Below are 25,962 nucleotides of genomic sequence, written 5' to 3'. Positions count from 1 at the left end.
GGAATTTTTAGTGGTTACAACTGCGGTGGTAGAGTTTCTTACGACCTAAGTAGCGTTATGTGCGGTGCGTAGAGGATAGATAATGAATAAGTGTGCACTATGTGGTAGTGAAGCAAAACTAGAGCTTAGTCATATACTACCTAAGTTCTTTTTTCGATATCTGAAAAAAAGCTCCCCTACAGGCAACATCCGATCAACGTCAAATCCCAATCGTATAATCCAAGACGGAGAGAAAGTTCCATTCCTTTGCGGTGAATGTGAAGATTTATTCAGTCGATGGGAAACCTCTTTTGCGAACAATATTTTCTATCCATATGAGAAAGGTGAAAAATCACAATTCTCATACAATTCTGATTTATCAAAATTTTTAGCCTCATTGTCATTTCGCTGTTTAAAGCTCGCATATACACAAGATAGGCTGGAAAACATAGATGAAAATCAAGTTCCATATGTGTCTAAAGCGCTAGATAATCTAGCCAATTACCTTTTGGGCAATAACCCTCATCCCAAAGAACAGCGTCAGTTTCTAGTTTTATTGGATACAGCGGAGTCACATTCTGGGTATGTAGGGGGCATCAAAGAATCTGAGTTTAATTTGTATGCCACTAGAGCTATTGAATATGATGTAGTGGCAAACGATATAGCCATATTTATTTATATAAAATTTCTTAAGTTTTTAGTTCTTTGCCCTGTGTATATACAAAGCCAGAAAGGCTGGCGTAGCTGTCGCGTGAATCATCGAGGTGGAATCCTAAAACCTAGTTCAATTGAGTTAAATGACTATGTTCTCCACCGTATGATTAATGGCGCTCGTAAGGCGATAAATAGCCGTGAAAGTATAAGTGGAAGACAATCGGATATCATTAAAAAGAACTTAAACGAACAGCAACCAGAAAAGCTAGCTAATAGTCCAATCGCACAGGCTATCTTAAAATCTAAGGCATAATTGGATACGAACATATAAGCTTTTATGGCTACAAGATACTTATTTAAACAGTCATAAGTCGTTTAGAGCGGTACAGGTAAATGATTTCTGTCCAGAAGATTGGTGACACAAGGAACCGTCTGTGCTGCTAAGTCACCCTCAGCCACCATAGATATCAGCTAGCAGATGAGTCGGTACACATGACTCGGTACGACCAATGGTCGTCACCATTGCTCTCCGAAAATGTCCATTTTCTCTTTTTTTAGTTCTGTCATGATCAGTCGATTAATAATGCCATACCCTACCACCAATCTTAACGGGAAAAACACCTTTAACTTACGAGTAAATACACCTTATTAATTTAGGTAATGGCTTTAAATTTCTGATTTTTAATCTCAGGAAGTACAAAGGAAAAGTGCTTAGTAAACTCATCACGTATAGCTTCTCAATTACAACTACTCAGTATGGCGCCTCATTGCAAAGTTTTCGCATACTCTCGCATAACTCTGGCATTGTCCGCATACTCTTCATTACCGCATGGCTCACCATTATTGCTGACGTGTGGGCTTGAATAAGCGGGGACAACCTTTTCAGAGTAACTCATGACGGTGCCGTAATTAGAACAATGAAAAGCGCCAGAATAAGGTTTTACTTTGCTTCTATTTTCGGCAAAGACCTGTTCAATAATCCAAAAGTTTCCACTTTCAGATTTAGGCCGCTCATGCATTGCCCACCCTAAATGTCCGAGCTCGTGTTCTAACACGGTAATAGGGAAGCTTTCAGCAAGGAGAACAAAGCTGTCGTTCAGATTGACCATTGTCATTCCACTAATCTCTTCTTCGATGATCAATGGATGGTTATCACTTAAAACCAAAACATACTGCTCTTTTGGGTCGTCTAAAAACGAGTTTATCTTCGAAGAACCGATTGTTTGCTTTAGGTCTGAATGCATAGCGGAGATAGACATAATGTCATGAGATATTGATACAGAATTGCTCTCTTTGAACACTCGAGTTATGGGGATGCATGAGTTTGACAGTATCGTATTTGACATTTTGACCGCTTCTTGCAACCTTCCTATTAACTCTCTCCCATTACTAATATTATCATCAATATAGAAAGTAATATTAGAATTAACACTTATTTCTTCCTCACACTCTGGGAAATCGAATTTTGGTTTCGTACTTCTTTGGCTCATCATAATTAAAATCACGATGATAATAGAAATGAGAGTGGCATTTCTTTTAGTCTTTTTCATAATTCACTTTAGTATTATTGAGCGTAAGTCATTAAGATCTTTTAAATAAACAATCCTATATTAAAGATTGGAAATAAAACGACTCTCCTTTCAAACTTTACTTTAAAACTCCTTCTGCCCTTCCATGACTGGTTTTAGTGTGATTACTAAAGAAAACTGACGGACTAATGACCAACCGACTATGTCGTAGTTAGACTAACCGCGATGTAATCCGAACTTAAAGATTGTTTAGTTCACCGAAACCTCTTTAAGTTCAGGCAACAGATATTGCTTCATTGCCTTGATATCCGGGCGATATGCGCGAACTTGAATCGACTTTCTAGAACTTACTGTCATTCATAAACGGTTAATTTAGGTTAACCCCTAACTTAGAATTGCCCGTTTGTGAATCGGTGATATTTTCGACCAATAAATATCGCCAGAACTTGCCCAAGTTTTTCTAATGTTGGTGCAAACCCAGGGCTTGCACATTATGGACAAAAGCTACCCCCACGATTTTCATCATCAAATTCACTTTATGTTGAATGTTCTAAAAGTATTCAGAGTACTTGTTACTCATGAAACGCTTTACCTTAAAAGTCATTTCTTAATTTTTTCAATCATGTGCCTAGAAGTCCCTCCCAATAATTCGTGTAGGTTTCTAATAGAAAAAACCAGTTGTTTTCTATGACTCAGTGAAACGCTAATTACTCTTAAAGTTCCATTATGTGGGACTGTTGTTTCGCATATTGGAATGATGACCGATATCACATTATCTCTTTTTGGTGGCATGTATATTTTCAGTATCAAAATGAGGTCATTTTATGAGCAAATTACAAGGTAACCAGGCATTAGCCAAAGCATTTGACGTCATCGATTCGATCGCCGATGGGAACCGCAACTTAAAGGATATCTGCGAACAATTGGGACTACCTAAGTCTACAGTTCATCGTATTTTGCAAGGGTTAATTGAAGCGCGGTATATCCGAGAAGTTAAAGGGATTGGCTTAGTTCTCGGTACCAAGATGATTCACTTAGGCATTCGAGCTCAAGCAGACATGCCACTAAAAGAGATTGCTAAGCCGTATATTAGAGAGCTTGCGCTACTTACTCTGGACACCGTGCATTTGGGAATTAAAGATGAAGATGAGATTTTTTACCTAGACAAGATCCCCGGACAACGCCATGTTCAGATGCGCTCTCAAGTAGGTGACAGATTACCGCTTGCCTCAACCGGAGTAGGGAAAGCCTTAATGTTAGATATGCCCAAAATGGAATGGCAAAGGCTCATCAGTACCCAAACTGAACTAGATATCGAACATATGATGAGTCGTATGGAGCAATATGCTAAAGATGATTATAGCTTTGATTTAGAAGATAACGATGACTTAGTTAGATGTGTTGCAGCCCCTATTCGCAATAAAAATGGAAATATTATTGCTGCAATTTCAGTGACCAGTATAAAAGATTATATGAATGACCAAAGAATGAATGAATTAATACCGATCATTCAAAGCTACAGTAAAAAAATATCAGATAAACTTTAATCAACCACAAATATAAAAGCTTGAATTGAATGATGATTTTCAAGTGTTTAATAAATTTTAACATCATCGATTTTAACCTCCCACATCTACATTATTAAAATTTCAGAGCAACTAAATAAACCTCTGAATTAATATCTGAACGAGCTAATTTAGCTTGAGTTTTTCAGTTGACACCTTTGTTATTTAATTAATATTAGGATATTAATTAAATAACATTAAATAAACCCTATACGAGGCCGAAGAAGCTTCTTCCGAATGTAATAAGGTCAAGATAATGAAGAAAATTTTAAAAAATGTATTAATGTCTGCTGTTATCGCAAGCGCAGCTATTGCAACAACAGCTGCTGCAACTACTACTTACCCTGATGCACCTGTGAAAGTAATTGTACCGTATTCTGCAGGAGGTGGTTCAGATAGCGTAAGCCGCGCACTTGTTGAAGCGCTTAAAGATAAATTCCCAGAAGGTATTGCAGCAGAAAACCGCACAGGCGGTGCTGGTGCAATTGGTATGTCTTATGCTCAAAACAGTAAGCCAGATGGTCGAACTATAGGTATGGTTGCTCCTGAGCTTGTGATGCTTCCACACCAAGGTTACGGCGCTAATCTCGATTACAAAAAGCTGATACCTCTTGCCATTGTAAACTCTGGTTATGCCGCAATTACAGTACCAACAGACTCACCATATAAAACGTTAGAAGACCTTATCAAAAGTTCTAACGACAACAATCTACTGTTTGGTAATTCAGGTACAGGCAGTATTTGGTATTTAGCTGGTGCAGGCTTGGAAGTGCAGGCTGGTACACAATTTACTCATGTTCCTTACAAAGGTTCTTCTGCTGCAATCACTGCTCTACTTGGAAACCACCTAGACGCTGTTTCAGTGTCTTACGCTGAAGTCGCCTCACAAGTAGAAGCTGGTAAGTTACGATCACTTGCTGTACTTGCGCCAAACCGTCTAAAAGACGCACCAAACGTTCCTACTGCTAAAGAGCTTGGATACGATGTAGTCATTGGTACGTGGCGTGGTTACATGGTCCCTAAAGGTACGCCTCAGACAACCGTTGACTTCTTAACTGATGCAATCTTAGAAGCTGTTGAGACGGATACATTTAAAACATTTATGGCAAATACCAACAACGATATTGAAATAATCAAATCGGAACAATTTGCTAATAAGCTAGAACGTGAAAACATCTTCTTTAAAAAGTTAATCACGAAGCTAGAGCTTAACCAGTAAACACCTGCGAGGCTTACTCAACGGGAGTAAGCCTCAACTACTTGGGACAATAATTATGCGTAAAGCTCATTTAGTTGCTGCGATAGTTTTTATATTATTATCTTTAAGCGCTTTATATTTATCTAGTGAATTACCAGACTCTCGTAAAGGAACACCGGGACCAGAAGTATGGCCGATTGTTATTTCTTGTTCCATGTTACTTTCAGGTGTTATTTTTTTAGTTAAGACTTTTAAAAACAAGAATAGTGATACTCTAGAGTTATTTAACAATAACAACATAAGAGTCTATATAACAATGGCAATTCTTGTTGGTTATTTTATTTGTATGAATTCTATTGGTTTTGTAGTGAGTTCATTAACTTTAGCCTTTGGATTAATTTCTTGGTATGGAAACTTCTCAATCATTAAAAGACTGATATTTTCATTCGCTATTGTAGGCATAGTTTATGGCGTATTTAATTACGCATTAAATGTTCCATTTCGTTTTGGCGTCTTATTTTAAGGTATATTAAAAATGTTAATTGAAGCATTGAATTTGGTACTACAACCAAGCGTAATTTTGTACCTTCTGGTAGGTGTCGCTGGTGGCATGTGTATAGGTTGTTTGCCTGGGCTAACGACCACTATGGGGGTAGCACTTGTTCTGCCATTAACGTTCGGAATGGAAGCGGTTCAAAGCATTCTGTTGTTAATCGGTGTTTATGTGGGCGCAGTATATGGCGGCTCCTTAGCAGCTATATTACTCAATACTCCAGGAACACCCGCATCAGCAGCAACCGCGCTTGATGGCTATAAAATGGCCTCGCGAGGCGAAGCAGGAAGAGCGCTTGGTATCTCGACGATAAGTTCATTTATTGGTGGCTTAATTAGCTGTATTTTCCTAATTTTAATTGCCCCGATTCTTGCTGATTTTGCTTTAAAATTTAGCGCTCCAGAATTCTTTATGCTAGCAATTTTTGGCTTATGTATTATCTCTTCTATCTCTGGGAAATCACTATTTCTTGGTCTCATTAGTGGTTTTTTAGGCATGCTTGTAGCCACGATTGGATTGGACGACATTACAGGTACCTACGTTTTACTTTTGGCAACATTAATTTGTATTCTGGCATTAACTTCATTCCTGTGATGATAGGTCTTTTTGCCATGTCTCAAGCATTCATTGGTGTTGAAGAGATCAATGTAAAAAGCAAGGCAACAGGAAAAATCAAACGTGCTCTTCCAAAAGGCTCCGACTGGAAACTTATCATCAAAAACAGTATACCTTTTGGCAGCTTAGGTGCATTTGTAGGCACAATTCCTGGGGTTGGTGCTGATATCGCTTCATTTATTGCCTATGGACAAGCTAAAAGTATTTCAAGAAAGCCTGAAGAGTTCGGAAAAGGATCACCAGAAGGCGTTTCCGCACCAGAGGCCGCTAATAATGGTGTAACGGGTGGCGCATTAATCCCAATGTTATGTCTTGGTGTGCCGGGTGATGCGGTCGCGGCAATAATGATTGGTTCTCTAACTGTTCAGGGCATTCAACCGGGTCCACTTCTTTTTCAAAACGATGCATCAACAGTTTATGCCATTTTTATTGGTTTATTGGTTGCTAACGTATTCATGCTTATCCTAGGTTTAAACTCAGTTCGAATTTTCACTAAGGTTCTTTCTGTTCCTAAACCAGTATTGGTCCCAACCATTATGTTGCTGTGTTTTGTGGGTAGTTACGCTCTTAATAACAACATGTTTGACGTTGTTGTCATGCTGTTCTTCGGCATTGTGGGCTATTTCTTCCAGAAACTCGATATCTCATCTTCTCCTGTCATTTTAGGTCTGATTTTAGGCCCGATGGCGGAAAGCAACTTTAGACGTGCTCTTCTCATGTCTCGTGGAGATTATTCGACATTCCTATCTACTGGGATCTGTTGGACGTTCTTTATTCTTATCATCGTTTCACTGCTTTTCCCGATTATCAAAAACAAAGTTGTGAACAAGCAACAAAAAAACGTGAGAACAATAGCTTAGGGAGAATTAGATGAAAATTATAGACGTTATTCCACATGCAATTTCAGTCCCACTGGACAATCCATTTTATTTTTCCCAAGGGTGGGCAAAAATCCGAAGTGCCGTAATTGTTGAAATTGTTACTGACGAAGGAATTATTGGCTATGGTGAATCGCTTTGTCATGGCTTACAGAGTCCAATGATTGCGACTTCGATAATTGAACACAGCTATAGGCCTCTGTTAATTGGTCGCGACCCATTTGATGTTGAGTGTCTATGGGAAGAGATGTACAACCTGTCACGTCCATTTGGTCAAAGCGGTGCAACGGTCAATGCGGCGAGTGGTGTTGACATTGCCCTTTGGGACATTCTGGGAAAAGCACTCGACAAACCGGTTCATAAATTGCTGGGCGGTGCATTTAGGCATGAAGTCACTCCTTATGCAACGGGCTTCTACCGTGTTGCTGATGGGCAATATCCACAAGACTCTCTAACTGAAGCCAGGCTCCATGTTAAGAATGGTTTTAGTGCGTTTAAGCTCAAAATCGGCTTTGGAATTGAAGAGGATATTAAGCTAATAAAAGAGATACGTGAAGTTGTTGGTGACGATATTAAAATTATGGCGGATGCAAACGGTGCTTACAATGTGGCTCAAGCACGTAAGCTGATTAATGAGACTGAAAAATACAACCTTCTCTTTCTTGAAGAGCTACTTGCCCCCGAAGATATCGACGGTTACAAAGAAATTCGAGCAAACTCTCCAACTCAATTGCTGCTGGAGAGCAAGTTTTCGGAAAAATGGGCTATCGGCCATGGCTCGAAAAACGTTCATTAGACATTATTCAACCGGACTTATGTTCGAGTGGTGGTTTTACTGAATGCAAAAAAATAGCCGCTATGGCTCAGGCTAGCCACACAACATTAATCCCTCATGTATGGGGTACAGGAGTTGGTATTGCTGCCTCTTTGCAGTTTATCGCTTCGATTCCATGTAATCCGTTATCGCTAAACCCTACCGAACCAATGCTGGAATTTGATCAGTCTTCTCATCCATTTAGAAAGGAGCTTATTTTCGATGGTATTTACTACGCAGACGGAAAAGTAACCATCCCAACAAAGCCGGGTATTGGTGTGGATGTTGATACTGACATTATCAAACAATACAAAATAAATTGATCAGAGAGATCTAATTGCATGTTATTGAAAAAAGATATCGACTTTCTAATTGTTGATTGGGGCACGACTAACTTCAGGGCCTTCGCAATCAATCATAAAAATGACATTCATGCACAAATCGAGCTGCCAATAGGCTTGAAGCAAGTATATGACGGTTTGTTTGCAAATGAGCTCGAACGCGTTCTCGAGTCATGGATTCTGGGTTATCAAGAGCTTCCAGTCTATATGGCTGGAATGGTCGGAAGTGCAAACGGTTGGATTGACGTTCCTTATGTAAATACACCGACCAGTATAAGCAAGCTGGCAGATAAAACACATGTATTCACGTTGCCTTGGGGAGCAAAATCTTACATTGTTCCGGGAATTAGTCATGAAGCGGACAACGGCGAGTTCGATGTAATGCGGGGGGAAGAAGTTCAAATATTTGGCCTTATCAACAAAGTAAATAATGACTCATTCTCTGCAATTTTACCCGGCACGCATAGCAAACACGTTTTAGTTAAAGGCAAGCAGTTAGTGCGGTTCAATTCGTATATGACAGGTGAATTGTTTTCTGCTATCAGAGAGCACACCATCATAGGCCGAGATCTTCCTGTACAAAACCAATCACTCTCTGCATTTGTTAAAGGTGTGCAATCTGGTCAAAGTGGTGGCGCAACTAGCCAAATCTTTAAAGCAAGAACAGCAAAAATATTTACTCAAATAAAAGATAGTGAGGTAGATGACTTCTTATCTGGAATTCTCATTGGAAGTGAACTTAAAGAGCTAGATAGTGCGTCCGCCTATTTGATTGGAAATGAAAAACTATGCAGCCGCTATCAATTGGCGTGCGATACCACGAACAAGACGAGCAAGTTATATAGCGGAGATGAGTGCTTCATTGACGGAATGCTACTAATTAAACAGGAAATTGAAAATGACACTGCAATTTAATCCAAAAACTGATGTACCTTTGATCGCTATTCTGCGTGGAATCGAGCCAAGTGACGCACTACGCATTGGTAACATTCTAATTGAAGCTGGCTTCAAGGCGATTGAAGTACCGTTAAACTCCCCTGATGCGCTTGAAAGTATCAAGCTAATGGTCGATGAATTTGGAGATAACTATTTAGTAGGGGCAGGTACTGTAACCACGCCTGAGTTAGCAGAACAAGTTATCGCAACGGGTGCTAAATTGATTGTTACACCTAACTTTAACGAGCGTGTTGTTCGACTTGGTGTCGAGGCAGGCTGTCAAGTCTACCCAGGCGTGATTTCTCCCACAGAAGCATTTAATGCACTTCAAGCAGGCGCAACTGGAATTAAACTATTTCCAGTCACCATACTAGGTATCAGCGGTGTGAAAGCTTTGAAGTCTGTATTGCCTAAGGAAGCTCTCTGTTTCGCTGTAGGGGGCATTAACCCTAATGTTGAATGCCTGAAACCATACCTAGATATCGGTATCGATGGATTTGGGCTTGGTGCTTCTCTTTATTCACCTAACCTTTCTGATAAAGAGATTAGAGAGAATGCACAACAGTTTATTCACGCATATAACGAAACTTGTTCGTTAGGCGGTTAATTATGGCAAATTACTTAATCACTGGTGCAAGTAAAGGTATTGGAGCAGAGACAGCTAGGTTGCTTGCTGAAAATAATAATTTGATTCTTACCTATTATCAGTCTTCCGATAAGGCTTGCGCTCTAAAAACGCTTTGTTGCAAGACTATCGGGTTAAGAACGTTGAGTTTATTTAAGCTAATCCAAATACTGACAAAGGATGTAGAGAACTCTTTGACCAAATAAAAGGCCTGACGAACAAACTCGACGCTCTTATAAATAATACAGATGGAATGGTTGCTCGAGAAAATCGGAATCACCTTGCATAGGGAATCTAACCTCGATTGCATTTAGGCAAGGTGGCACAAGGGACAGTCGGTACGACTATGTCACCCTCAGCCACCATAGATATCAGCTAGCAGATAAGTCGGTAGACATGACTCGGTACGACCAATAGTCGTCACCATTGCTCTCCGAAAGTGTCCATTTTCTCTTTTTTAGTTCTGTCATGATCAGTCGATTAATAATGCCATGCCCTACCACCAAAAGCGTTCCGCATTCGGCACTTCGGCTCTCGATATAATCGGCACACTCACGCGCCCTTTGCTTTGCGATACGGATAGACTCACCGTTTTTTGCAAAGCCCAATAGCCATAGCAAGCGGTACGTCAACGCCCATGTAAAAAAGGGAAGATTGGGTTTCTTCCACTCAAAATAAGGCATGGTTGACTCCTGAAAGATCGACATTGTGGCGTGGTCATCGCCAACGTTTAATCGCTGAGACGATTCAATCGCTCGGGTTAGGTCACTGCTTACAGAGGCATTACATTGACTTGCTATGTTTAGTGCTGCGCTGGTGGGAAATGAATCTGTGGCCAAGGAGACATCTTCGTACTCAACGACAATATTTCCTACAGCTTCACTGCTCATTTTGGTTTTTTTCAGCATATCGAGATCCATCTCAGGTCGGCCGTGGCGCATAATAACAACTTTCAATCTAATACCCTTACATTAACTACAGTTAATTCAAATTATATTAAGTTATTGATTCAAATAAAATATAAACCTAGTATCTTGAAGGCATAAAACTCAACGTCCAAGGACTTAAAATGGAAACAGAGAGACTACTCCTATTACCGCCAGCAATAGAGCATCAGCCACTCTTACTTGACGCCATTATTAAAAGTCAGCACGAACTAGGCAAATATCTAGATTGGGTTCCCGACAACTTAACTCACGAAGCGACCATTGAGAGTACCCTTAAAGCTATCGATAACTATCAAAATTTTGAAAAAGAGCTGCGCTTTTCGATATTCGAAAAAGAGTCGATGACATTCTTAGGTTTAATTGGTTTGATCATTAGAGACAAGACAATTCCATTTTTCGAAATGGGTTATTGGCTTAGTACGGAACATCATGGAAAAGGGTATGTAACCGAAGCCGTTCAAGCAGTAGAACAGTACGCATTTCAAGAGTTAGGTGCGCAAAGGCTTGAAATCAAAGCAGCAAAATCAAACCTCAAAAGCTTGGCAATTGCAAAGCGACATGGCTACCAATACGAAGGAACGCTGCGCCGAGCACGTAAGTTGCCTAGCGGAGAACTCGACGATATTGTCATCTATTCTAAAATTGCTAACCATTGATTCAACTGACAAATGACGACCGTTCGGCAAAGTAAAGATACTAATACGGTTCAACTATTAAATCCGATATCGTCTTGGTTTAAGGACATCTATTGATCATCAACGCTTCTATCGTTCTCACTCCTCTTTGCTTGAAGCACGCACCCGAACTATTTCAGTGTGTCGATAGCAGCAGAGACAATCTTTCCCTATCTATGCCATGGGAAAAACAAGTCATCTCCATTGACAGTGCAGAGCGATACATCACTAGGCGAATATCGCAAAAGGACAACGGAGCGCAGTGGTTTGCCATTTTGAATCACGGTGCCTTCTGTGGTGTTTTTGGGATTAAACATATAGATAACCGCGCTAAAGCCTGTGAACTTGGATACTGGTTGTCGGATAGCGCATGTGGGCAAGGGATTATTCATAAGATTCTGGATGTGATCTTGCCAGTATTGAAGAAGAAGTATGGCATAAGGTGTGTCGAGTTCCATTGCTTAGAGACTAATCTGCCCAGTATTAAGTTGCTTGAAAAAGTGGGGGCAAAGCAACTCCAAAAGGTGACAAACACCATGGATGTACCCAATCCAAACCAGTGGCTATACATCTATCAGTTATTGCTTTGATCCCCTTCTGATAAATATTTGCCCTATCTCGTATCCGTCACCTGCCACCATCGTTTTTGTTGCCAAGCAAGTCCTTTGCAGACATGCTATCGGCTTAAACTCTATTAAGGATTATCAGCTCAGATTATGACTGTTGTTTATCAAATTACCGATTGTCATCTCAGTGATGAAACCAGCTACAAGAATGTAGAGTTCGCCCTTCAAACGATCTCTGAATCAAAAAGTTGTGATGCGATTTTAATGACTGGAGATCTATGCTGCTCCCCCAAACAAGGTGACTACCTAAAACTTGCTAAGTTCGTTGACCGCTTTATAACAGACACGCCAATTTATGCCATCGCAGGGAATCACGACGACTTGGGTTTAATGATCAACGAGTTTAAAAACACCAATATTCGCGTTACTGACAAAGCAAGGATCGGCACACGAGACTTTCTGTTTGTGGATTCGAGCCAAAAGCCAATTGACCCATCACTTCCCCTGGCTCTGGCCGAGTAAACCGAAATTCGCTATCAAAACTCAAAAAGCAAATACGAAAATCTCTGCAACCTATCGTAGTGATTCATCACCCTGTTATTAGGGTCGGTTCGGACTGGATGCAAGCCATCTGTTTGGAAAACGACGAGACAGTTATCGAGATCTTGTCACAAACAGGGGTAAAAGAAGTCATATGTGGTCACGGACACGCCACTATTGTTGAGACAAGCAGAGGAGTAACCCAATACATGGCTCCAGCAACGGCTTACGGCTTTGACCATTCCATCCCTGAATACAACCGCAGTCAGGACATTGGTTTCGCCAGATTAACACTGTTTGAAAATAGAATTGAAGTAGAAGCAGTAAGTTTGATTTCAGTTTGATAACTTCCCTGCTAAATCAACACAAAAGGCAGCGTTATCGCTGCCTTTTGTCTCGTTTTACCGAGTCACACTTTATGTCGTAACAGCCACTTCACGGCTGATAACTTTTTAAAACTCTTTTGGCGCAAAACCCGTCATTGCATCTAAGCGCAGTGATTTACCAATTTTAGTCAGAGGGTGAACAACAACCAAACCTTTCACTGATTTTTTCAGCTTACCAAGGTCCGCTTGCTCTTTCTTTGTTAGCTCGCGAGAAAAAGGCATATCAAGTAGTGATTTGCGCTCTTTGTTCAAATCGTATTCTTGCTTGTGCTTAAGGCGACTGACCTTCTTGGTCAAGGTGTCAATTTCATCCGTAAACTTAGAGATCATCGGTTGATCTCCGCGAGATTTGGCAGCATCTAGTTTACGCTGGCAGGTATCTAGGCGGTTCTTTAGCTGCTGTATCTCTTTATTCGGGTTCATCTTATTTCTCTCTAAATTAGCGGGGCACGAACTATATCACAGTCTAAGCCAACACACGATATTCTCCAGTACCCTGTTTTTTGCCTTTCTTGAGCACCCACATCATCGGTCTTTAACATAAGCTAATGCGAAAATATGTTCCTACTATTTGAATTTTTTCCACACATCTTTTTTGCTTCGTATTCATTGAAAAACAAGTTAGCACATTGATTTGTTAATTAATTTATTAGCCCTAGTAGCGTTAACAAAGCTTTACTTATACTGTTCGGACTGTTGCCACTAGTAGTGAGAAACCACTTCACTACTAAGCGGAAGTAGTAGTAAAACGAGCCAAGGATAAGTGTTGCAAAGCTTGTTAGTGCTCACTCACTTAATATTGAATTGGACATTCTTTTGTAAATAGTAGGTTCATTAGGCTTGATTATCGATTCTGAAAGCCTCTAAACCCAATGTTAAAAATGGCTAAAAGACCAGTCACACTTTAATTAGGTGCAAAATGACACAGCAAAAAATAGAGCAATATTTGGCACGAGCGGATCAACCCGTGAAGGACTTTATGGCAGAAATTCTAGAAGCATTAGCCAAAAAGCTAAGTGGCAAAGAAGAGCCCATCATTAAGGTCCGATACTTCGGTGCGCGACTTGAGATTAAGCTACTGTCGTTTGATGGTGTTTACAAAAAGCGCTTTTAACCCTTTGAATAACATGGTTCTTCGCCAATGCTCACCCGTTATCTCAATTGACTAAATCGCGTATGGGAGAACAAAACTAGAACACATCAACTTCAGATGCCATCGGGCATCTGAAGCTCTTTAACTGAACTAACCTAATCCAATACCTGCGTTATTTGGTCCTTGTCTCCGTCTACATGAGCAATCGCTCCGTTAACTAACGTTAAATTGGGAGGAAGGTGACTGATATCCATGTCATAGATAACTGGAATGGGAAGGTTGGATACTACGTCTAACATTGCTTGTTCACTGCTAAGGGGTTGTTCTTCACTATCAACCACTGCATTACGACCAATTAAAAGACCGTTGATTTGCTCGAACACACCTTTGTATTTGAGCGCCATTAACGCACGCTTTAAAGTGGTTGCCGACATCTCTACGTTTTCCAGATACAGAATTAACCCCTTATCTGCGTGTTGTTTGTGAAATGCGTGGATATCAAAATAAGGCGAACCAACTAGGTGAGCATAATGTCAAAACAACCACCAATTAAACGCCCACTAAAAGCGCCATGTTTCAAACCGGTGCGCTTCCATTGAGTTTTCTCAGTCAGATTAAATGTCCAGTCAGGATACTCCGCAAAAGGTTTCCCTTGCTTCTGATAATGAGTTGACGCTTGAAGTAAAATGGAGTCGCCCGCCTTTAAGGTATGGGCAAACATCATGCTTTGGCTTAGGTCATCTTCTTGATTGGGATGACGCTCCATCAAAGTTGTACCGTGTAATGTTGCCCACCCAGCTAGCGTAGTGATAGCGGTTAAAATCGTACTGGTATCCGAATAACCAGAGATCCACTTTGGTCGCGTGTTTTTCAACTTTTCAAAATCGAGTAATGGCAATAGATCCATTGCAAACTCACCACCCCACGGTGGCATGACCGCAGAAATAGAATCATCAGTTAAAAAACTCATTAACTCTTCTGCACGCTTTTCTGCGCTTGCGCTAACGTGCTGATGGTTCTCTCTAAGACAGTTGCCCTCTACTACCTCAAAGCCCTGAAGCCTCAGAAAATTTAGCACCTTATCCAGTCGTTCATGCACCTTTGTCGGCACACCAGATGACGGTGCGGTGATGGCAATTTTGTCCCCTTTGGTCAATGGGGAAGGATACATAATACGACTCATTGTTTTCTCCTTATTGCATTGAGTACAAGATTTGATTAGCGAGAGTTTCTACCAATACGCCCTATAAATACATCTTACCTTTCAACGTGGTCACAGCTTGCCCAGAGAGCAAAACTCTTTGCGAGTTAAGCTTGGTGACGGTTAACCTTCCACCGCGTTCCGATGCTTGAAAGCATTGAAGTTTTGATTGTTCCAGTTCCGCACACCAATACTGGGCAAGCGCACAATGCGCAGACCCCGTGACCGGATCTTCGTTAACGCCGACCCAAGGTGCAAAATAACGGGAAATCACATCAAGGTTTGAGTCAGAACTCAAAGCCGTCACTAGTATTCCACGCCCTTGCAAAGATTTTAAAGCAGAATAATCTGGCGTAAGTTTTTGTACTATAACGTCTTTTTTGACAACTATCATTAGTTTATTATCGAAAGAATACGAACAAACCACTTCGTCTTTTGCTATTCCAAGCGGTTTGAGGAAGCGGTTTTCATTTTCTTCTTTGTTTAACCTAGGCAGTGGAAAGTCCATCTCAATCTGAGACGCGCTAAATGCGACACTTAATGGGCCCGATTTTGTCTCAAAAACTATGCTTTCTTCTGCTTGTCCAAGCTGTTGCAATACGTGAGCAACGGCCAGAGTGCCATGTCCACATAACGCCACTTCTATCTCTGGGGTAAACCAGCGAAGTTCTTGTGTTTTAGAACAGTAGAATGCCGTTTCCGAGACGGCCATTTCTGCGGCAATCTTCTGCATCATTTGTTCAGATAAAGCACTTTCTACAATGCATACGCCTGCGGGGTTGCCTTCGAAGGGGCGTTGTGCAAATGCATCAACTTGATAGATGTCCAGTTCCATAACTTGCTCTTGTTGTTAACAAAATCAATACAGAGTAACGGCAACACATTGGAAATTAAAGAAGTTTGGCAAGGTTCTAATTATCACGTAATTATTAAAAAATATTTTTTCTAATAAAACACTCAAAACCAACTTTAATTTAGTGGATATAAATCACTATTTACAATAAAAATCACAAGTAGATTTCATGTGCCACTAAATTAAAAATCTCAACTTTAAAATAGATAATCAAATTAATAATTATCAAGATCAATTTATTAAAATAAAGTAAGAAATAGATACTATTCCTGTGATCAATGCTTCAGTTCCAAATGGAATAGAATGGCATGTTAAACAATGTATTAGGTAAGTTTATTAATTGTTATATTTTTAAGAATAGAAGAAAAAAGGAATAATATGGGTAAGTTTAAATTACACTTGATGAGTGTCCTTGGCACATTAATCGCGGGCGTCATTATCACTCTTATCGCAATCAGTTATCACGCATTCCAATCAGAGAGCTCCAACTTAACTAAGCAAATAGTTAAAGAAACCAATCACGGTGTTGAACTGTTTTTGGATGAGAAATTCGAAACCTATCTCAGCAACCTCTCCTCCGTCAAAATTTCTTCTGCTGATGTTATTGGCGATACTCTCTCTGGTTATGCATCTACCCAGTTGATCGCACTAAAAAATATTCAGGGTGAAACCAGTGATGGTGTCTATCTTTTTAGACGCAACGGGGATCTGTACCACAGTGGTGGGGAGCAATTGGGTACCAACGTAAAATCTCTCAATCGTTCTTACTATCAAGCGTTATTTGTGGAGGGAAAAAAACGATTTGTTTCTGAACCTTTTACTTCTTCTACAACAGGTAACTCTGTCGTAAGTATATCTTTAAGATTAACTGATGATATTGCTATTATGAGTACGATTAAAGTTGACTCTATATTTAGTTCTTTATCAAAAAAGAAAGATACTTTTATATATTCTCCAACTGGAATCATATTATTCGCACCTTACCCAGAACTTTTTGGTAAAAATATCAATCAAGAAAGACCAAAATACAAAATATTTGCAACGGGAGAGGAAGAAGTTTCCTATACCGCTCAAATTAATGGAAACCGCGTTAAGTTTACCGCATTTGGGAGTAAAATTGAGGTAAGTGGTTGGAGTGTCGTCAACTTTGCCACTGATGAAAAAATACAAGAAAGTGCTAGCGAACAGCTAACCACTTCCATTACCACTGGTATTGGCTTCTTGTTGTTATCCATCTTGGTCTTACTTTACCTAATCGATAAACTGGTTCTCAAGCCCGTCGGCGGTACGCCAAGCGAAATCGCGTCACTTATGAAAAAGATGGCACAAGGTAATTTTAAATTAAACTTGAGAGAAACTGGTAAAGAGTCTGGCATCTATTTGTCTCTTATCCAGCTTTCCAATCAGCTTTCTGAACTTATTAAAAACACTCACTCAATCTCTGAAAACGTTTCTTCTGCGGCACAGCAACTCAATGTCACCATGAATGAAACCAAGAACAACGCCCATGACGAACTATCACAAGTAGAACAGATTTCGACAGCAATTAGTCAGCTTTCTTCCACTTCTCAAGAAGTCAGCCAACAAGCGATTGTTGCCGATGAAGAAGCAAGAGGCGCGAGACAACACATCAACTCTGGTAAGCAAACCTTAGAAGAAAACATCAACTTAACCAGTTCTATCAGTCAGTCGGTTAACGGCAGCGCCCAAATAGTGAATGATTTGCGACAATATGCGTTAGAAATTGGCACCGTAATAGAAGTGATCAACTCTATTTCTGAGCAAACCAACTTGCTTGCGCTTAACGCTGCAATTGAGGCGGCACGCGCTGGTGAACAAGGTCGTGGTTTTGCCGTTGTTGCAGATGAGGTGCGCACCCTAGCTTCGAAAACACAAAGTTCAACCGTTAGCATCCAAGAAATCATCGAAAAGCTGCAGAACCAATCTGAAAAAGCTCAAGATAATATGGTTCACAATGTTGAATTGATTGAGCAATCTGTTCAGCTTGCAGACAATGTAAAAGCTTCTTTTGAAAATATTACCCGTTCTGTCGAATCCATTTCTGATGTCAACGCACTCGTAGCTACTGCCGCACAAGAGCAGTTCAGTGTCACAGAAGACATTTCAAAGAACACCTCACAAGCTTTTGATCTTGTTCAGAAAAATGTTTCAGGCATCAACGAAATCCTTCAGGCCTCTTCTGAGTTATCACAGATCGCTAGCGTTCAAAAGAAAGAGCTAGATCTGTTTATAGTTTAATCAAGCCTAGTTACGGCACCTTCAAGGTGCCGTTTTCTTTTTCAGTGATATTCACAACTCTAACTAAAAAACAAAGGCCGGAGGTAGCTAACCTCCAGCCACTATTTTATTAACGCTATCTAGAACTTAAAGTTACTAAGTGGATCCTCATCCCTTTCCATTCCAGATTGCCAATGCTCGTTTGGGTCAAATTTCTCGTCAACGAGATCGATGGTAAAGCCCAAATCTTCGATCTCTTTGAGAGTGAGGTTGTCTGCCACGTGAGTGACTTCACCTTTGTTATTGCGAAGTTCCATCCTTGCCTCCTTAGGCTTAGGGCTTGTTCAAGATACCCTTTGTAATTATAGGCAGCTGATGGTTAGTTAGCTCGTTGAAGAACGCCATAATTTGCTTAAATCACACCACCCATAGCCATTTATTTCAGCCCCAAACAAGGTACTTGAAACAGACAACTGAAATTGCTGAAATTTAAGTGATTTTAAAACCCCTTCTTCTTGCAACCATTGCAGCAAATCACCGACTTTGCTTAACGCCTTTGTGGCATTGCCACACGACCTGATCTCTAATCTTTTCTGGAAAAACTGTCGAAGCTGCTGATCTGAAAGGCTATTTTCGAACGGAAAACAGTAGAGGAAACTCAACATAGCCGCCAGTGAATCGTCTTGTTCTAACGTACTTAAAAACATCACATCAACGTCGTTTTGGTAGTTGCCATAACTGACTTCAGTACAATGGGAGGGCAATGTTTGATGGCAATGCTCCAACATAGTCGCTTTGCATTCATTATTGTTTTCAAAGCTTATTTTGGTTTTACACTCCGATTTTTTCAGCGTTTCTAACCAAGCATCAATGTGCTTTTGGCGATTTCCTCTAATCGCCCAAAACTGAGCAGTGCTACTTCCTGAAATAGTCTTCATTACCTCTGGTAAGCGAATATTAATTTGGTTTTGGGCACACTGTTTATCGTTGGCCCAATCCGCATAAACCCAGAGTTCAACTTTATCTAACAGCGCAAGCTCCGAACTGTATTGAGTAAATCGCTCTAGCCTGAGCATGCTCTGCGAGCAGACAGAAAGGTGAAAGGCTCCACTACCAATCAGTTGCTTATCTTTAAAGCGGAAAATCGACGCCTCACTCTGTGCTAACAGTCGGCCAATGTGCCAATCGGGCTGGTTAAGTTTTATTATTAACTCGTCATCACTCGTGGCTATTACCGAGGTAACGTGGGTAAAGGCCCCTTGCCACCTTGGATGAGCGATCATGGACGTCAGACATTCGACAACAGCTTTGCTGGTAAGGGGTGATTGATCGTGAAAGACAACACCTCGGCGCAGATAGAAACGCCACTCAGTGGCATCGCTGTTTACTTGCCAATGATGAGCTAAATCCCCTTTTACCTCACCGTCTTCCACTTTGGTTAAGCGCTGACATATTTGAGTCACGATAAAGCGCTCCGTCCGCTGCATTGCTAGCAGGGGGTGAAGTTCATTAATGGTTCGATGAAAAGGAAGAATAGCCTGTTTTACAGTGCTATCAGCGGTTTTACTGATATACCTTTTAAGCTCGGTATTCGCATTTCGCCCGCCAAAGCTCAATAGATTAAGTACTTGGTCGACGTTACCTGCATCGCTAACAGCGTCGACGTACTGATAACAAGCGTCGATTGGCTCAATCTTACACCTTAAACTTGCGCGTTTGCTTCTGCCACTTTCCGCCAACCACTCAATCCAATCATCTTGACGAAGGGCTTTCAATACGGTTTGGATATGTCGCTCGCTGAAATGGAGTATCTGGGCCAATTCCGCTACAGTGCAAGTACTGGTCCCTAGCCCAAAGCGGCTAAAAATGGCTTCATAAATTTCTAGCTTTCTGCGTACATTTTTCATTGTGCTGATTTGGTTGTCTCGTTAGATAGCCATAGCCGTGTTTCGCCAGTTGCCCTTCAGTAAACGCGATCACTTTGCCCGTTACTGTCATGGGTAGCCAACTGGCCTCTTTTTTTCCACTGAGTATGCAGTCACCCACATGGGTTATTTCAAACTCAAAACCACCGCCTCTTGCGGGCTCGACAATCTCAAAGTACTCATCTTGGTATCTGACTTTAATATGAGTCGGGTTCCACCACTTACCTTCTATCGTGATATCTAGCTCTGGGCCAGTAAGACGAGCAAAATTGGGAATATCTCTTACCAATGAGGCTTGGATATTGGCGGCAAACTCTCCACCAAAATTAAACACGGTATCTTCATCCACTTTAGATTGCCTGTTTTCGGTACGTATTGACGAAGCGTCTAGCAGAGGAGCATAACCAAGGGAAAAACAGAGGTCAAAATAGAGCCACAGACCGTATACACCGATATCTAAGGTCGCTCCACCACACAACGCTGGGTTGTACACAAATGAGTTCGGGTCAAACTCCTGCTTAGAACCAAATCCAGCTTGTAAATGTTCAACTTTTATCGGTCGGCTGAGCAAGAAATTCTTGAGCTTGCGATAAGCGGGGAAAGTGACGGTTTTCATTGCTTCGGCCAACAACAGCCCCTTGTTTTTTGCTAACTCGTCCATCTCCAACCAATCTTCAAGGTTGGTAAAAGCAGGCTTTTCAACCAACACATGCTTACCTTGTGTGAGAAAAAGCTCAACCAATGGCTTGTGATAGGGGTGTACGGTAGCGATGTAGATAGCGTCGACGTTCTCATCTTCCGCCAGTGCTTGGTAACTGCCGTAAGCGCTTGTTGCACCGTACTGCTTGGCAAAGGCATCAGAGCGACTCTGCTCCCTAGATGCGACTGCGACAAGCTCCCCATTGGCCGTCACATTCACCAAATCCGCAGCAAAGCGGTGAGCAATGTTCCCCAGTCCAGCAATTCCCCATTTAACTTTGTTTTGATTCATAACTTTCCCTCTACCGCGATAAAGAGAAAGCTTAGCTGGGATTGAAATACTGAAACACTGAACAGTTTTACACTCTGTTCAGTGTTTTACCTATTTGCTGACATATCGCTTCTGCAAGTTGATGGCTCGCAATGTTACGCTCAATAATGTCGGTATCTAGGCGACCATTTTCTACCACTGATAACCAATGCCTGATCATTGCGCCGAAGCCTTTACTTTCAAGCATAGGCGTCCAATCTTTTAAGGCGATAGCGGTTTGCTGATTGTCTTGCCACTGGGTTCCGTTGGTAAATCCGATGAAATCCATATTTGCGTTTTGATAGCCTAAAGAGATGTGCTCATCGGTTGTGCCATTGAGTCGATTCATCGAAGCTTGCAGCAAAGTGCCCCCACTTTGCCAGCTTATATCTATGCGCGATAACTTTTTTCCGTCCGTTTGATAGTTCAACCAAACATCATTAAGGCTTGCTTTTCGGCTTAAGTTAATGCTATCCAAAGGATGAATAAAATCATCGAACACAAAGGTTCGTAGTTCTCCGGTGAGATTAAAACGGTTTTTTTCCCACCTTAAGTGGCGCAAACTTCCACACTGGCCTTGCTTTAGCTCAGGAGAATACTCATTTAACAAAGGGAGATGACGGCGATTAAATCCAACGTACAGCGGTTGTCGATAGCGAGCTGAGGTTTCGTACAAAGATTCAACTTGCTGGGCATTCTCTGCCAGTGGCTTGTCAACGAACGTCGGAACGCCTTGTGATAAGAAAAACTCAGCAATTTTACAATGCGCCGACGTCGCTACGTGGATCATAACAGCATCTGGCTTGGCCTCTATAAGTCGACGATAGTCAGTATAGCCTTTGTCCACTCGATACTGCTTCTGTAACCGAGCCAACACTTCAGCATCACGAGTGCAAAAAATAGGTTCTACCGCCTCCATTTGAGTCATTAACGGCAGGTAAGCTTTTTGGGCAATATCCCCTAAACCAACAATCGCAACTTTCATATCAAGTTCTCCTTATCTTAAATCCAGTCTAACATTAGGATTTATTAGCAACAAAAACCGTCCTGCTTTTCTGGAGTGTCGTAAATGCTAAACATGGATTTTTCTCAGTTGATCGCTATCGATATCAACAAACAAGAGTGGAAGAACAGTCCGTCTAGTGGGGTATGGCGTAAACCTTTAGAGCGCGAAGCTGCTGAAGAAGGGCATGTAACTAGCATTGTCACCTATGGTGCAAACACCCACTTTCCGCGTCATTTTCATCCCCTCGGCGAAGAAATTTTAGTACTTAGTGGTACATTCAGTGACGATCACGGCCACTACCCTGCGGGGACTTATGTGCGAAACCCACCCGGCAGTCACCATGCACCATATAGCCAAATGGGGTGTGTTTTATTTGTAAAGCTCAATCAATTTCATCCGCAAGACAGTGAGCTGGTAAGGATGAACACGCGTTATCACGATTGGCCTAGCTACCCCAATGTAATACAAACCTTACACCGCTTTAGCCATGAGGTAGTGCAGATAGAGCGTTTCGAACAGGGTCAAATGTTTAAGCCCGCTTATACCGACGCTTTAACCGAAATTTTAATCTTAGCGGGGGAACTTCGTATCAGTGATAACGCGTTTCCCGCTCTGAGTTGGGTTCGCTGCCCTAGTGGAAACAGTGAACCCTTGTTTTTCAGCGATGATTCCTTGTTGTGGGTAAAATATCACCTACCTATTCTAACTTAACTCAAGTCTAACTTAACTCAGGCATTCACCAATCCATCCACCGTCACCAACTCGACTTTGGTCGATATGGCATTGAGTGCAATCTTGTGGATCATTTCATCAACCGTAGTACAGGCATCCATAACAACCGATACTTTGTATTCTTGTGCAGACTTTGATAGAGCAGTATGGGTAACGCAGTTTTGCGTCATCATACCGCATAGCAAAAGCTCCTCTACCGCGTGTTTTTCAAGTACTTCTTTTAGTTTGGTACCTTCAAAACTATCGGCACGAGTTTTCTCAACAACTTCTCCTTGCGGGGCAGCGTCGACAATTTTTGAGTGTATCTCAACGCCATCCGTTCCTTTTACAAAAAATGGCGCTAGACCAAGAGCTGGATCGGCAACATGCTGAACATGTATCACCGGCATCCCTTTCTCATTCGCAAGCGCGATCATTTTCAATACCTGGTTTAGCGTGTTATCCGTGTTCCAAAGTGGGTACTTACCTTGAGGGAAATAGTCGTTTTGTAGGTCAATGACCACTAATGCTGTTTTGCTCATTTTTTGGTTTCTCTAAAGTCGTGTGAATGAAAAATCCATTATCTGCACTTTTATAACCTGCCAACAGAGTCTAAAATGACACAAAACAGTTCATTTACGACACACCCTATGTCAACCGTCAACATTGCTATCTGTCACTATCCGTTTGCTTCAATGTCCGCTATCTACGGATGGAAGGAGCTGTTTGAAATGGCCAATAGCCTTTGCGAGCGACTGGGCTTAGAGGTAAATTTTGCCCCTAAAATCGTCGATAGCTTTACCGCTGTCGACGAACATTATGCTGTGATCTTCTTGCCTCCAAGTACCAACCCCGAATTTTACTCAAAACCACAAGCCGCACTTTCTTCTTGGCTAGACCAACACCACCAGCAAGGCGCCATTTTGACTTCTGCCTGTGCTGGTGCTTTTTTGTTGGCTCAAACTCATGCCGCCCAGCAAAAGTCATTAACTACCCACTGGGGGTTAGTTGAATCCTTTAAACACAACTACCCTCAACTAACCTTGGAACCTGATGCCATTCTTATCGACCATTCGGATGTAATCAGTGCTGGCGGAATGATGTCTTGGTTAGATTTGGCGCTGGCCTTAGTCAGTCGGTTTAGCGATGAAAGAGTAGCAAGAGATCTTGGCAAGACACTCGTTATAGATACGGCACCAAGACGGCAAACCTACTATCAACAGTTCACTCCAAGCTATTTGCATGGAGATAAGCGAATCATCGAAGTTCAGCAATATATTAGCAATCAAATCCGGCATCCTTTACCGATAGGTGACCTCGCAGCTAAAGTGAACTTAACCATACGAACTTTTCAACGTCGTTTTGTCAAAGCGACGGGGATAACGCCAGTGCAATATATTCAAAAAGTTAGGGTACAGCATATGTGCGACAGGCTTGAAGCCTCTAACGACAGTTTTGAGTTCATTGCGTTAAACGCGGGTTACGAAGATGCCAGTGCATGTCGCAAAGTATTTGTAAAACTGATGGGACTCACCCCTAGCGAGTTTCGTCGTCGGTTTAAGAGACGCTAACTTTACGTTTCTTTACCGCGCTTTAGCACTGCTTTACTTATTTGTTTCTAGAATATTTACATCGCTTACATACATGGAATGTTTATGAAAACTGTAAATACCCTACCTTTGCTCGCCTTTCTCAGCTTTCACGCTTTCGCCGATATCAGCTATCCGATCGTTGATACTTCTCAGACTCAGTGTTTTGACGAAAAGCGCGTGCTTTCCTCTTGTCCTAGTCACTCGACTTTTACGGGTCAGGATGCCCAGTACCAAGGGAATCAGCCAAGCTATCACGTAAACGATGACGGCACGGTTACCGACACAGTTACGGGTTTAATGTGGACTCAAACCACTGACACCAACGGTGATGGCAAAATCAACGCCACGGATAAAATGACTTATCAAGAGGCGATAACCTACGCTAACGCCTTGTCGCTCTCTGGGTACAATGACTGGCGATTACCAAATATTAAAGAACTTTACTCCCTCATATTGTTTGATGGTCAAGATCCTAGCGGAATTAGGCAAAGTGGAAACATTGACCTCGTTCCCTTCCTAGACCAGACCGTATTTTCGATCAATTCTGGTGATACGCAAGCAGGAGAGCGTTTGATCGACAGTCAGTTTGTCTCTTCAACTAAATACGTTTCTAAAACCATGATTCGCGATGACACCGTTTTTGGGGTTAACTTTATTGATGGTCGAATCAAAGGGTATGGAATGCGCGGCCGAGGAGGAAGCGGAAAGACCTTCTACGTATTGCTAGTCAGAGATAACCCTGCCTACGGCAGCAATCAGTTCGTCAATACAGATGAGAGTACAATCACAGACAACTCGACGGGTCTTACTTGGCAACGTTCTGATAGCCAAAGCAGTATGAAATGGCCACAGGCACTTAAATATTGTGAAAATTTAGAACTGGCTGGTCATTCAGATTGGCGATTGCCCGATATAAAAGAACTGCACTCCATTGTAGATTACACCCGTTCACCCGAAACCTCCTTTTCAGCGGCTATTGATCCACTTTTCCATATAACGGCAATCACCAACGAAGCAGGTGAGACGGACTACGCAAATTATTGGAGCAGTACAACACATCGAAATATGCGCAATGGTGCTAATGCTGCTTACATCGCGTTTGGACGTTCAATGGGGAAAATGAACGGCCAATGGATCGATGTACACGGAGCTGGCGCTCAGCGCAGTGACCCCAAATCGGGGAACAGCAATCCCTATCCAGATGGACATGGCCCACAGGGCGATGCAGTAAGAGTCGAGAACATGGTTCGCTGTGTTACCGGAGGAGACATCACTAAAGTCGCTAAACCAGTACATGTCGAAAGAGCCAGTCAGACTTTTATTAACAGCGCTAGCTCAAATAGAACATCGTCTTCTTCAAGCGCAAAAAGCCTAAATCGAAAAAGTGGCATGTTTCCAGCTAAGATGGATAAAAATGGCGATGGTAAAATCTCTCGAAGCGAAGCAAAAGGTCCACTGGCAAACCATTTTGGTCGTCTAGATAGTAATAACGACGGTTACCTTAGCGCCGACGAGATCCCCGCAAAGAAATGAG

At 41.7% G+C, this 25,962-nt stretch carries 24 protein-coding genes and 3 pseudogenes; 16 read left to right on the top strand and 11 right to left on the bottom strand.

Annotation, left to right across the window (positions count from 1 at the left end; genetic code table 11):
- Window positions 1-82 precede the first annotated feature (82 nt).
- Window positions 83-946, top strand: coding sequence for a hypothetical protein (locus BLO31_RS07020; RefSeq protein ID WP_070963902.1), 864 nt, complete (start codon window positions 83-85; stop codon window positions 944-946).
- A 451-nt stretch (window positions 947-1,397) separates the two neighbouring features.
- Here BLO31_RS07020 and BLO31_RS07015 read toward each other — a convergent pair whose 3' ends face one another.
- Window positions 1,398-2,183 (bottom strand): hypothetical protein, encoded by a 786-nt coding sequence (locus BLO31_RS07015; RefSeq protein ID WP_084659637.1) that lies wholly within the window; start codon window positions 2,181-2,183, stop codon window positions 1,398-1,400.
- 803 nt (window positions 2,184-2,986) lie between these two features.
- Here BLO31_RS07015 and BLO31_RS07010 point away from each other — a divergent pair.
- From BLO31_RS07010 to BLO31_RS06980, 7 genes and pseudogenes are all read left to right on the top strand, one after another.
- Window positions 2,987-3,709, top strand: a complete 723-nt coding sequence (locus tag BLO31_RS07010; protein WP_070963897.1) for an IclR family transcriptional regulator — start codon at window positions 2,987-2,989, stop codon at window positions 3,707-3,709.
- A gap of 274 nt (window positions 3,710-3,983) precedes the next feature.
- Window positions 3,984-4,946: a tripartite tricarboxylate transporter substrate binding protein gene (locus BLO31_RS07005; protein WP_070963894.1), complete on the top strand. Its 963-nt coding sequence runs from the start codon at window positions 3,984-3,986 to the stop codon at window positions 4,944-4,946.
- Window positions 4,947-5,001: 55 nt separating this feature from the next.
- Window positions 5,002-5,448 carry a tripartite tricarboxylate transporter TctB family protein gene (locus BLO31_RS07000; RefSeq protein ID WP_070963892.1) on the top strand — a complete coding sequence of 149 codons (447 nt, stop codon included), beginning with the start codon at window positions 5,002-5,004 and terminating at the stop codon, window positions 5,446-5,448.
- 3 nt (window positions 5,449-5,451) lie between these two features.
- A pseudogene (locus BLO31_RS25140) lies at window positions 5,452-6,953 on the top strand (tripartite tricarboxylate transporter permease).
- Window positions 6,954-6,963: 10 nt separating this feature from the next.
- A pseudogene (locus BLO31_RS06990) lies at window positions 6,964-8,108 on the top strand (mandelate racemase/muconate lactonizing enzyme family protein).
- Window positions 8,109-8,126: 18 nt separating this feature from the next.
- Window positions 8,127-9,041, top strand: coding sequence for a 2-dehydro-3-deoxygalactonokinase (locus tag BLO31_RS06985; RefSeq protein ID WP_070963890.1), 915 nt, complete (start codon window positions 8,127-8,129; stop codon window positions 9,039-9,041).
- A complete protein-coding gene (locus BLO31_RS06980; RefSeq protein WP_070963888.1) occupies window positions 9,025-9,669 on the top strand; it encodes a 2-dehydro-3-deoxy-6-phosphogalactonate aldolase in 645 nt (214 codons plus the stop codon). The genes BLO31_RS06985 and BLO31_RS06980 overlap by 17 nt, the downstream gene beginning before the upstream one ends.
- Before the next feature lie 389 nt (window positions 9,670-10,058).
- On the opposite strand, the gene BLO31_RS06970 is transcribed toward BLO31_RS06980, so the two are convergent.
- Window positions 10,059-10,643, bottom strand: coding sequence for a histidine phosphatase family protein (locus BLO31_RS06970; RefSeq protein WP_070963883.1), 585 nt, complete (start codon window positions 10,641-10,643; stop codon window positions 10,059-10,061).
- A gap of 113 nt (window positions 10,644-10,756) precedes the next feature.
- On the opposite strand from BLO31_RS06970, the gene BLO31_RS06965 reads away from it, so the two are divergent.
- From BLO31_RS06965 to BLO31_RS06955, 3 genes and pseudogenes are all read left to right on the top strand, one after another.
- The gene (locus BLO31_RS06965; RefSeq protein ID WP_070963880.1) at window positions 10,757-11,290 is read left to right on the top strand and encodes a GNAT family N-acetyltransferase; all 534 of its coding nucleotides are present in this window, start codon (window positions 10,757-10,759) and stop codon (window positions 11,288-11,290) included.
- Window positions 11,291-11,382: 92 nt separating this feature from the next.
- The gene (locus tag BLO31_RS06960; RefSeq protein ID WP_070963878.1) at window positions 11,383-11,898 is read left to right on the top strand and encodes a GNAT family N-acetyltransferase; all 516 of its coding nucleotides are present in this window, start codon (window positions 11,383-11,385) and stop codon (window positions 11,896-11,898) included.
- Window positions 11,899-12,024: 126 nt separating this feature from the next.
- Window positions 12,025-12,758, top strand: a pseudogene (locus BLO31_RS06955) (metallophosphoesterase family protein).
- 108 nt (window positions 12,759-12,866) lie between these two features.
- Here the strand turns inward: BLO31_RS06955 and BLO31_RS06950 are convergent.
- Window positions 12,867-13,223: a YibL family ribosome-associated protein gene (locus BLO31_RS06950; RefSeq protein ID WP_070963876.1), complete on the bottom strand. Its 357-nt coding sequence runs from the start codon at window positions 13,221-13,223 to the stop codon at window positions 12,867-12,869.
- A gap of 496 nt (window positions 13,224-13,719) precedes the next feature.
- On the opposite strand from BLO31_RS06950, the gene BLO31_RS06945 reads away from it, so the two are divergent.
- Window positions 13,720-13,914 (top strand): hypothetical protein, encoded by a 195-nt coding sequence (locus tag BLO31_RS06945; RefSeq protein WP_070963873.1) that lies wholly within the window; start codon window positions 13,720-13,722, stop codon window positions 13,912-13,914.
- Window positions 13,915-14,048: 134 nt separating this feature from the next.
- Here BLO31_RS06945 and BLO31_RS24290 read toward each other — a convergent pair whose 3' ends face one another.
- From BLO31_RS24290 to BLO31_RS06935, 3 genes are all read right to left on the bottom strand, one after another.
- On the bottom strand, window positions 14,049-14,390 hold the full coding sequence (locus tag BLO31_RS24290; protein WP_245688432.1) for a S66 peptidase family protein: 342 nt from the start codon (window positions 14,388-14,390) through the stop codon (window positions 14,049-14,051).
- 20 nt (window positions 14,391-14,410) lie between these two features.
- On the bottom strand, window positions 14,411-15,076 hold the full coding sequence (locus tag BLO31_RS24285) for an LD-carboxypeptidase (RefSeq protein WP_245688408.1): 666 nt from the start codon (window positions 15,074-15,076) through the stop codon (window positions 14,411-14,413).
- 61 nt (window positions 15,077-15,137) lie between these two features.
- Complete coding sequence (locus tag BLO31_RS06935) at window positions 15,138-15,929, bottom strand: PhzF family phenazine biosynthesis protein (protein WP_070963871.1); 792 nt, start codon at window positions 15,927-15,929, stop codon at window positions 15,138-15,140.
- A gap of 396 nt (window positions 15,930-16,325) precedes the next feature.
- Between BLO31_RS06935 and BLO31_RS06930 the strand changes: the two genes are divergently transcribed.
- Entirely contained in the window at window positions 16,326-18,206 is a 1,881-nt protein-coding gene (locus BLO31_RS06930; protein WP_070963869.1) for a methyl-accepting chemotaxis protein, read from the top strand.
- 119 nt (window positions 18,207-18,325) lie between these two features.
- Here BLO31_RS06930 and BLO31_RS23740 read toward each other — a convergent pair whose 3' ends face one another.
- The 4 genes from BLO31_RS23740 to BLO31_RS06915 all read right to left on the bottom strand — a co-directional run bounded on the left by BLO31_RS23740 (window position 18,326) and on the right by BLO31_RS06915 (window position 22,104).
- Entirely contained in the window at window positions 18,326-18,502 is a 177-nt protein-coding gene (locus BLO31_RS23740) for a hypothetical protein (RefSeq protein WP_175443180.1), read from the bottom strand.
- A gap of 66 nt (window positions 18,503-18,568) precedes the next feature.
- Complete coding sequence (locus tag BLO31_RS06925; RefSeq protein WP_070963866.1) at window positions 18,569-20,092, bottom strand: ABC transporter substrate-binding protein; 1,524 nt, start codon at window positions 20,090-20,092, stop codon at window positions 18,569-18,571.
- Complete coding sequence (locus tag BLO31_RS06920) at window positions 20,058-21,101, bottom strand: Gfo/Idh/MocA family protein (protein WP_070963864.1); 1,044 nt, start codon at window positions 21,099-21,101, stop codon at window positions 20,058-20,060. The genes BLO31_RS06925 and BLO31_RS06920 overlap by 35 nt, the downstream gene beginning before the upstream one ends.
- Window positions 21,102-21,168: 67 nt before the next feature.
- Window positions 21,169-22,104: a Gfo/Idh/MocA family protein gene (locus BLO31_RS06915; RefSeq protein WP_070963861.1), complete on the bottom strand. Its 936-nt coding sequence runs from the start codon at window positions 22,102-22,104 to the stop codon at window positions 21,169-21,171.
- Between the two features lie 84 nt (window positions 22,105-22,188).
- Here BLO31_RS06915 and BLO31_RS06910 point away from each other — a divergent pair, with 84 nt between their 5' ends.
- A complete protein-coding gene (locus BLO31_RS06910; protein WP_070963858.1) occupies window positions 22,189-22,836 on the top strand; it encodes a cupin domain-containing protein in 648 nt (215 codons plus the stop codon).
- A 17-nt stretch (window positions 22,837-22,853) separates the two neighbouring features.
- Here the strand turns inward: BLO31_RS06910 and BLO31_RS06905 are convergent, their stop codons facing one another.
- On the bottom strand, window positions 22,854-23,378 hold the full coding sequence (locus tag BLO31_RS06905; protein ID WP_070963856.1) for a cysteine hydrolase family protein: 525 nt from the start codon (window positions 23,376-23,378) through the stop codon (window positions 22,854-22,856).
- 75 nt (window positions 23,379-23,453) lie between these two features.
- Between BLO31_RS06905 and BLO31_RS06900 the strand changes: the two genes are divergently transcribed.
- Both BLO31_RS06900 and BLO31_RS06895 read left to right on the top strand, forming a co-directional pair.
- Window positions 23,454-24,407, top strand: coding sequence for a GlxA family transcriptional regulator (locus BLO31_RS06900; protein WP_245688407.1), 954 nt, complete (start codon window positions 23,454-23,456; stop codon window positions 24,405-24,407).
- Between the two features lie 84 nt (window positions 24,408-24,491).
- Entirely contained in the window at window positions 24,492-25,961 is a 1,470-nt protein-coding gene (locus tag BLO31_RS06895; protein ID WP_070963854.1) for an Lcl domain-containing protein, read from the top strand.
- The last annotated feature ends 1 nt before the right edge of the window (window position 25,962 follow it).

The organism is Vibrio sonorensis (genome assembly GCF_001854765.1).
GTDB classification, from domain to species: Bacteria; Pseudomonadota; Gammaproteobacteria; order Enterobacterales; family Vibrionaceae; genus Vibrio; species Vibrio sonorensis.
This window is presented reverse-complemented; position numbering and strand designations above follow the sequence as displayed.

Excerpts from the sequence above, each read along its gene's own strand:
- BLO31_RS06925 (WP_070963866.1), bottom strand. The coding sequence starts at position 20,092 with ATGAAAAATGTACGCAGAAAGCTAGAAATTTATGAAGCCATTTTTAGC.
- BLO31_RS06965 (WP_070963880.1), top strand. The coding sequence starts at position 10,757 with ATGGAAACAGAGAGACTACTCCTATTACCGCCAGCAATAGAGCATCAG.
- BLO31_RS06945 (WP_070963873.1), top strand. The coding sequence starts at position 13,720 with ATGACACAGCAAAAAATAGAGCAATATTTGGCACGAGCGGATCAACCC.
- BLO31_RS06920 (WP_070963864.1), bottom strand. The coding sequence starts at position 21,101 with ATGAATCAAAACAAAGTTAAATGGGGAATTGCTGGACTGGGGAACATT.
- BLO31_RS06915 (WP_070963861.1), bottom strand. The coding sequence starts at position 22,104 with ATGAAAGTTGCGATTGTTGGTTTAGGGGATATTGCCCAAAAAGCTTAC.
- BLO31_RS06895 (WP_070963854.1), top strand. The coding sequence starts at position 24,492 with ATGAAAACTGTAAATACCCTACCTTTGCTCGCCTTTCTCAGCTTTCAC.
- BLO31_RS07020 (WP_070963902.1), top strand. The coding sequence starts at position 83 with ATGAATAAGTGTGCACTATGTGGTAGTGAAGCAAAACTAGAGCTTAGT.
- BLO31_RS06950 (WP_070963876.1), bottom strand. The coding sequence starts at position 13,223 with ATGAACCCGAATAAAGAGATACAGCAGCTAAAGAACCGCCTAGATACC.
- BLO31_RS06910 (WP_070963858.1), top strand. The coding sequence starts at position 22,189 with ATGCTAAACATGGATTTTTCTCAGTTGATCGCTATCGATATCAACAAA.
- BLO31_RS07000 (WP_070963892.1), top strand. The coding sequence starts at position 5,002 with ATGCGTAAAGCTCATTTAGTTGCTGCGATAGTTTTTATATTATTATCT.
- BLO31_RS07010 (WP_070963897.1), top strand. The coding sequence starts at position 2,987 with ATGAGCAAATTACAAGGTAACCAGGCATTAGCCAAAGCATTTGACGTC.
- BLO31_RS07005 (WP_070963894.1), top strand. The coding sequence starts at position 3,984 with ATGAAGAAAATTTTAAAAAATGTATTAATGTCTGCTGTTATCGCAAGC.
- BLO31_RS06980 (WP_070963888.1), top strand. The coding sequence starts at position 9,025 with ATGACACTGCAATTTAATCCAAAAACTGATGTACCTTTGATCGCTATT.
- BLO31_RS24285 (WP_245688408.1), bottom strand. The coding sequence starts at position 15,076 with ATGAGTCGTATTATGTATCCTTCCCCATTGACCAAAGGGGACAAAATT.
- BLO31_RS06935 (WP_070963871.1), bottom strand. The coding sequence starts at position 15,929 with ATGGAACTGGACATCTATCAAGTTGATGCATTTGCACAACGCCCCTTC.
- BLO31_RS06905 (WP_070963856.1), bottom strand. The coding sequence starts at position 23,378 with ATGAGCAAAACAGCATTAGTGGTCATTGACCTACAAAACGACTATTTC.
- BLO31_RS23740 (WP_175443180.1), bottom strand. The coding sequence starts at position 18,502 with ATGGAACTTCGCAATAACAAAGGTGAAGTCACTCACGTGGCAGACAAC.
- BLO31_RS06985 (WP_070963890.1), top strand. The coding sequence starts at position 8,127 with ATGTTATTGAAAAAAGATATCGACTTTCTAATTGTTGATTGGGGCACG.
- BLO31_RS07015 (WP_084659637.1), bottom strand. The coding sequence starts at position 2,183 with ATGAAAAAGACTAAAAGAAATGCCACTCTCATTTCTATTATCATCGTG.
- BLO31_RS06930 (WP_070963869.1), top strand. The coding sequence starts at position 16,326 with ATGGGTAAGTTTAAATTACACTTGATGAGTGTCCTTGGCACATTAATC.
- BLO31_RS06900 (WP_245688407.1), top strand. The coding sequence starts at position 23,454 with ATGACACAAAACAGTTCATTTACGACACACCCTATGTCAACCGTCAAC.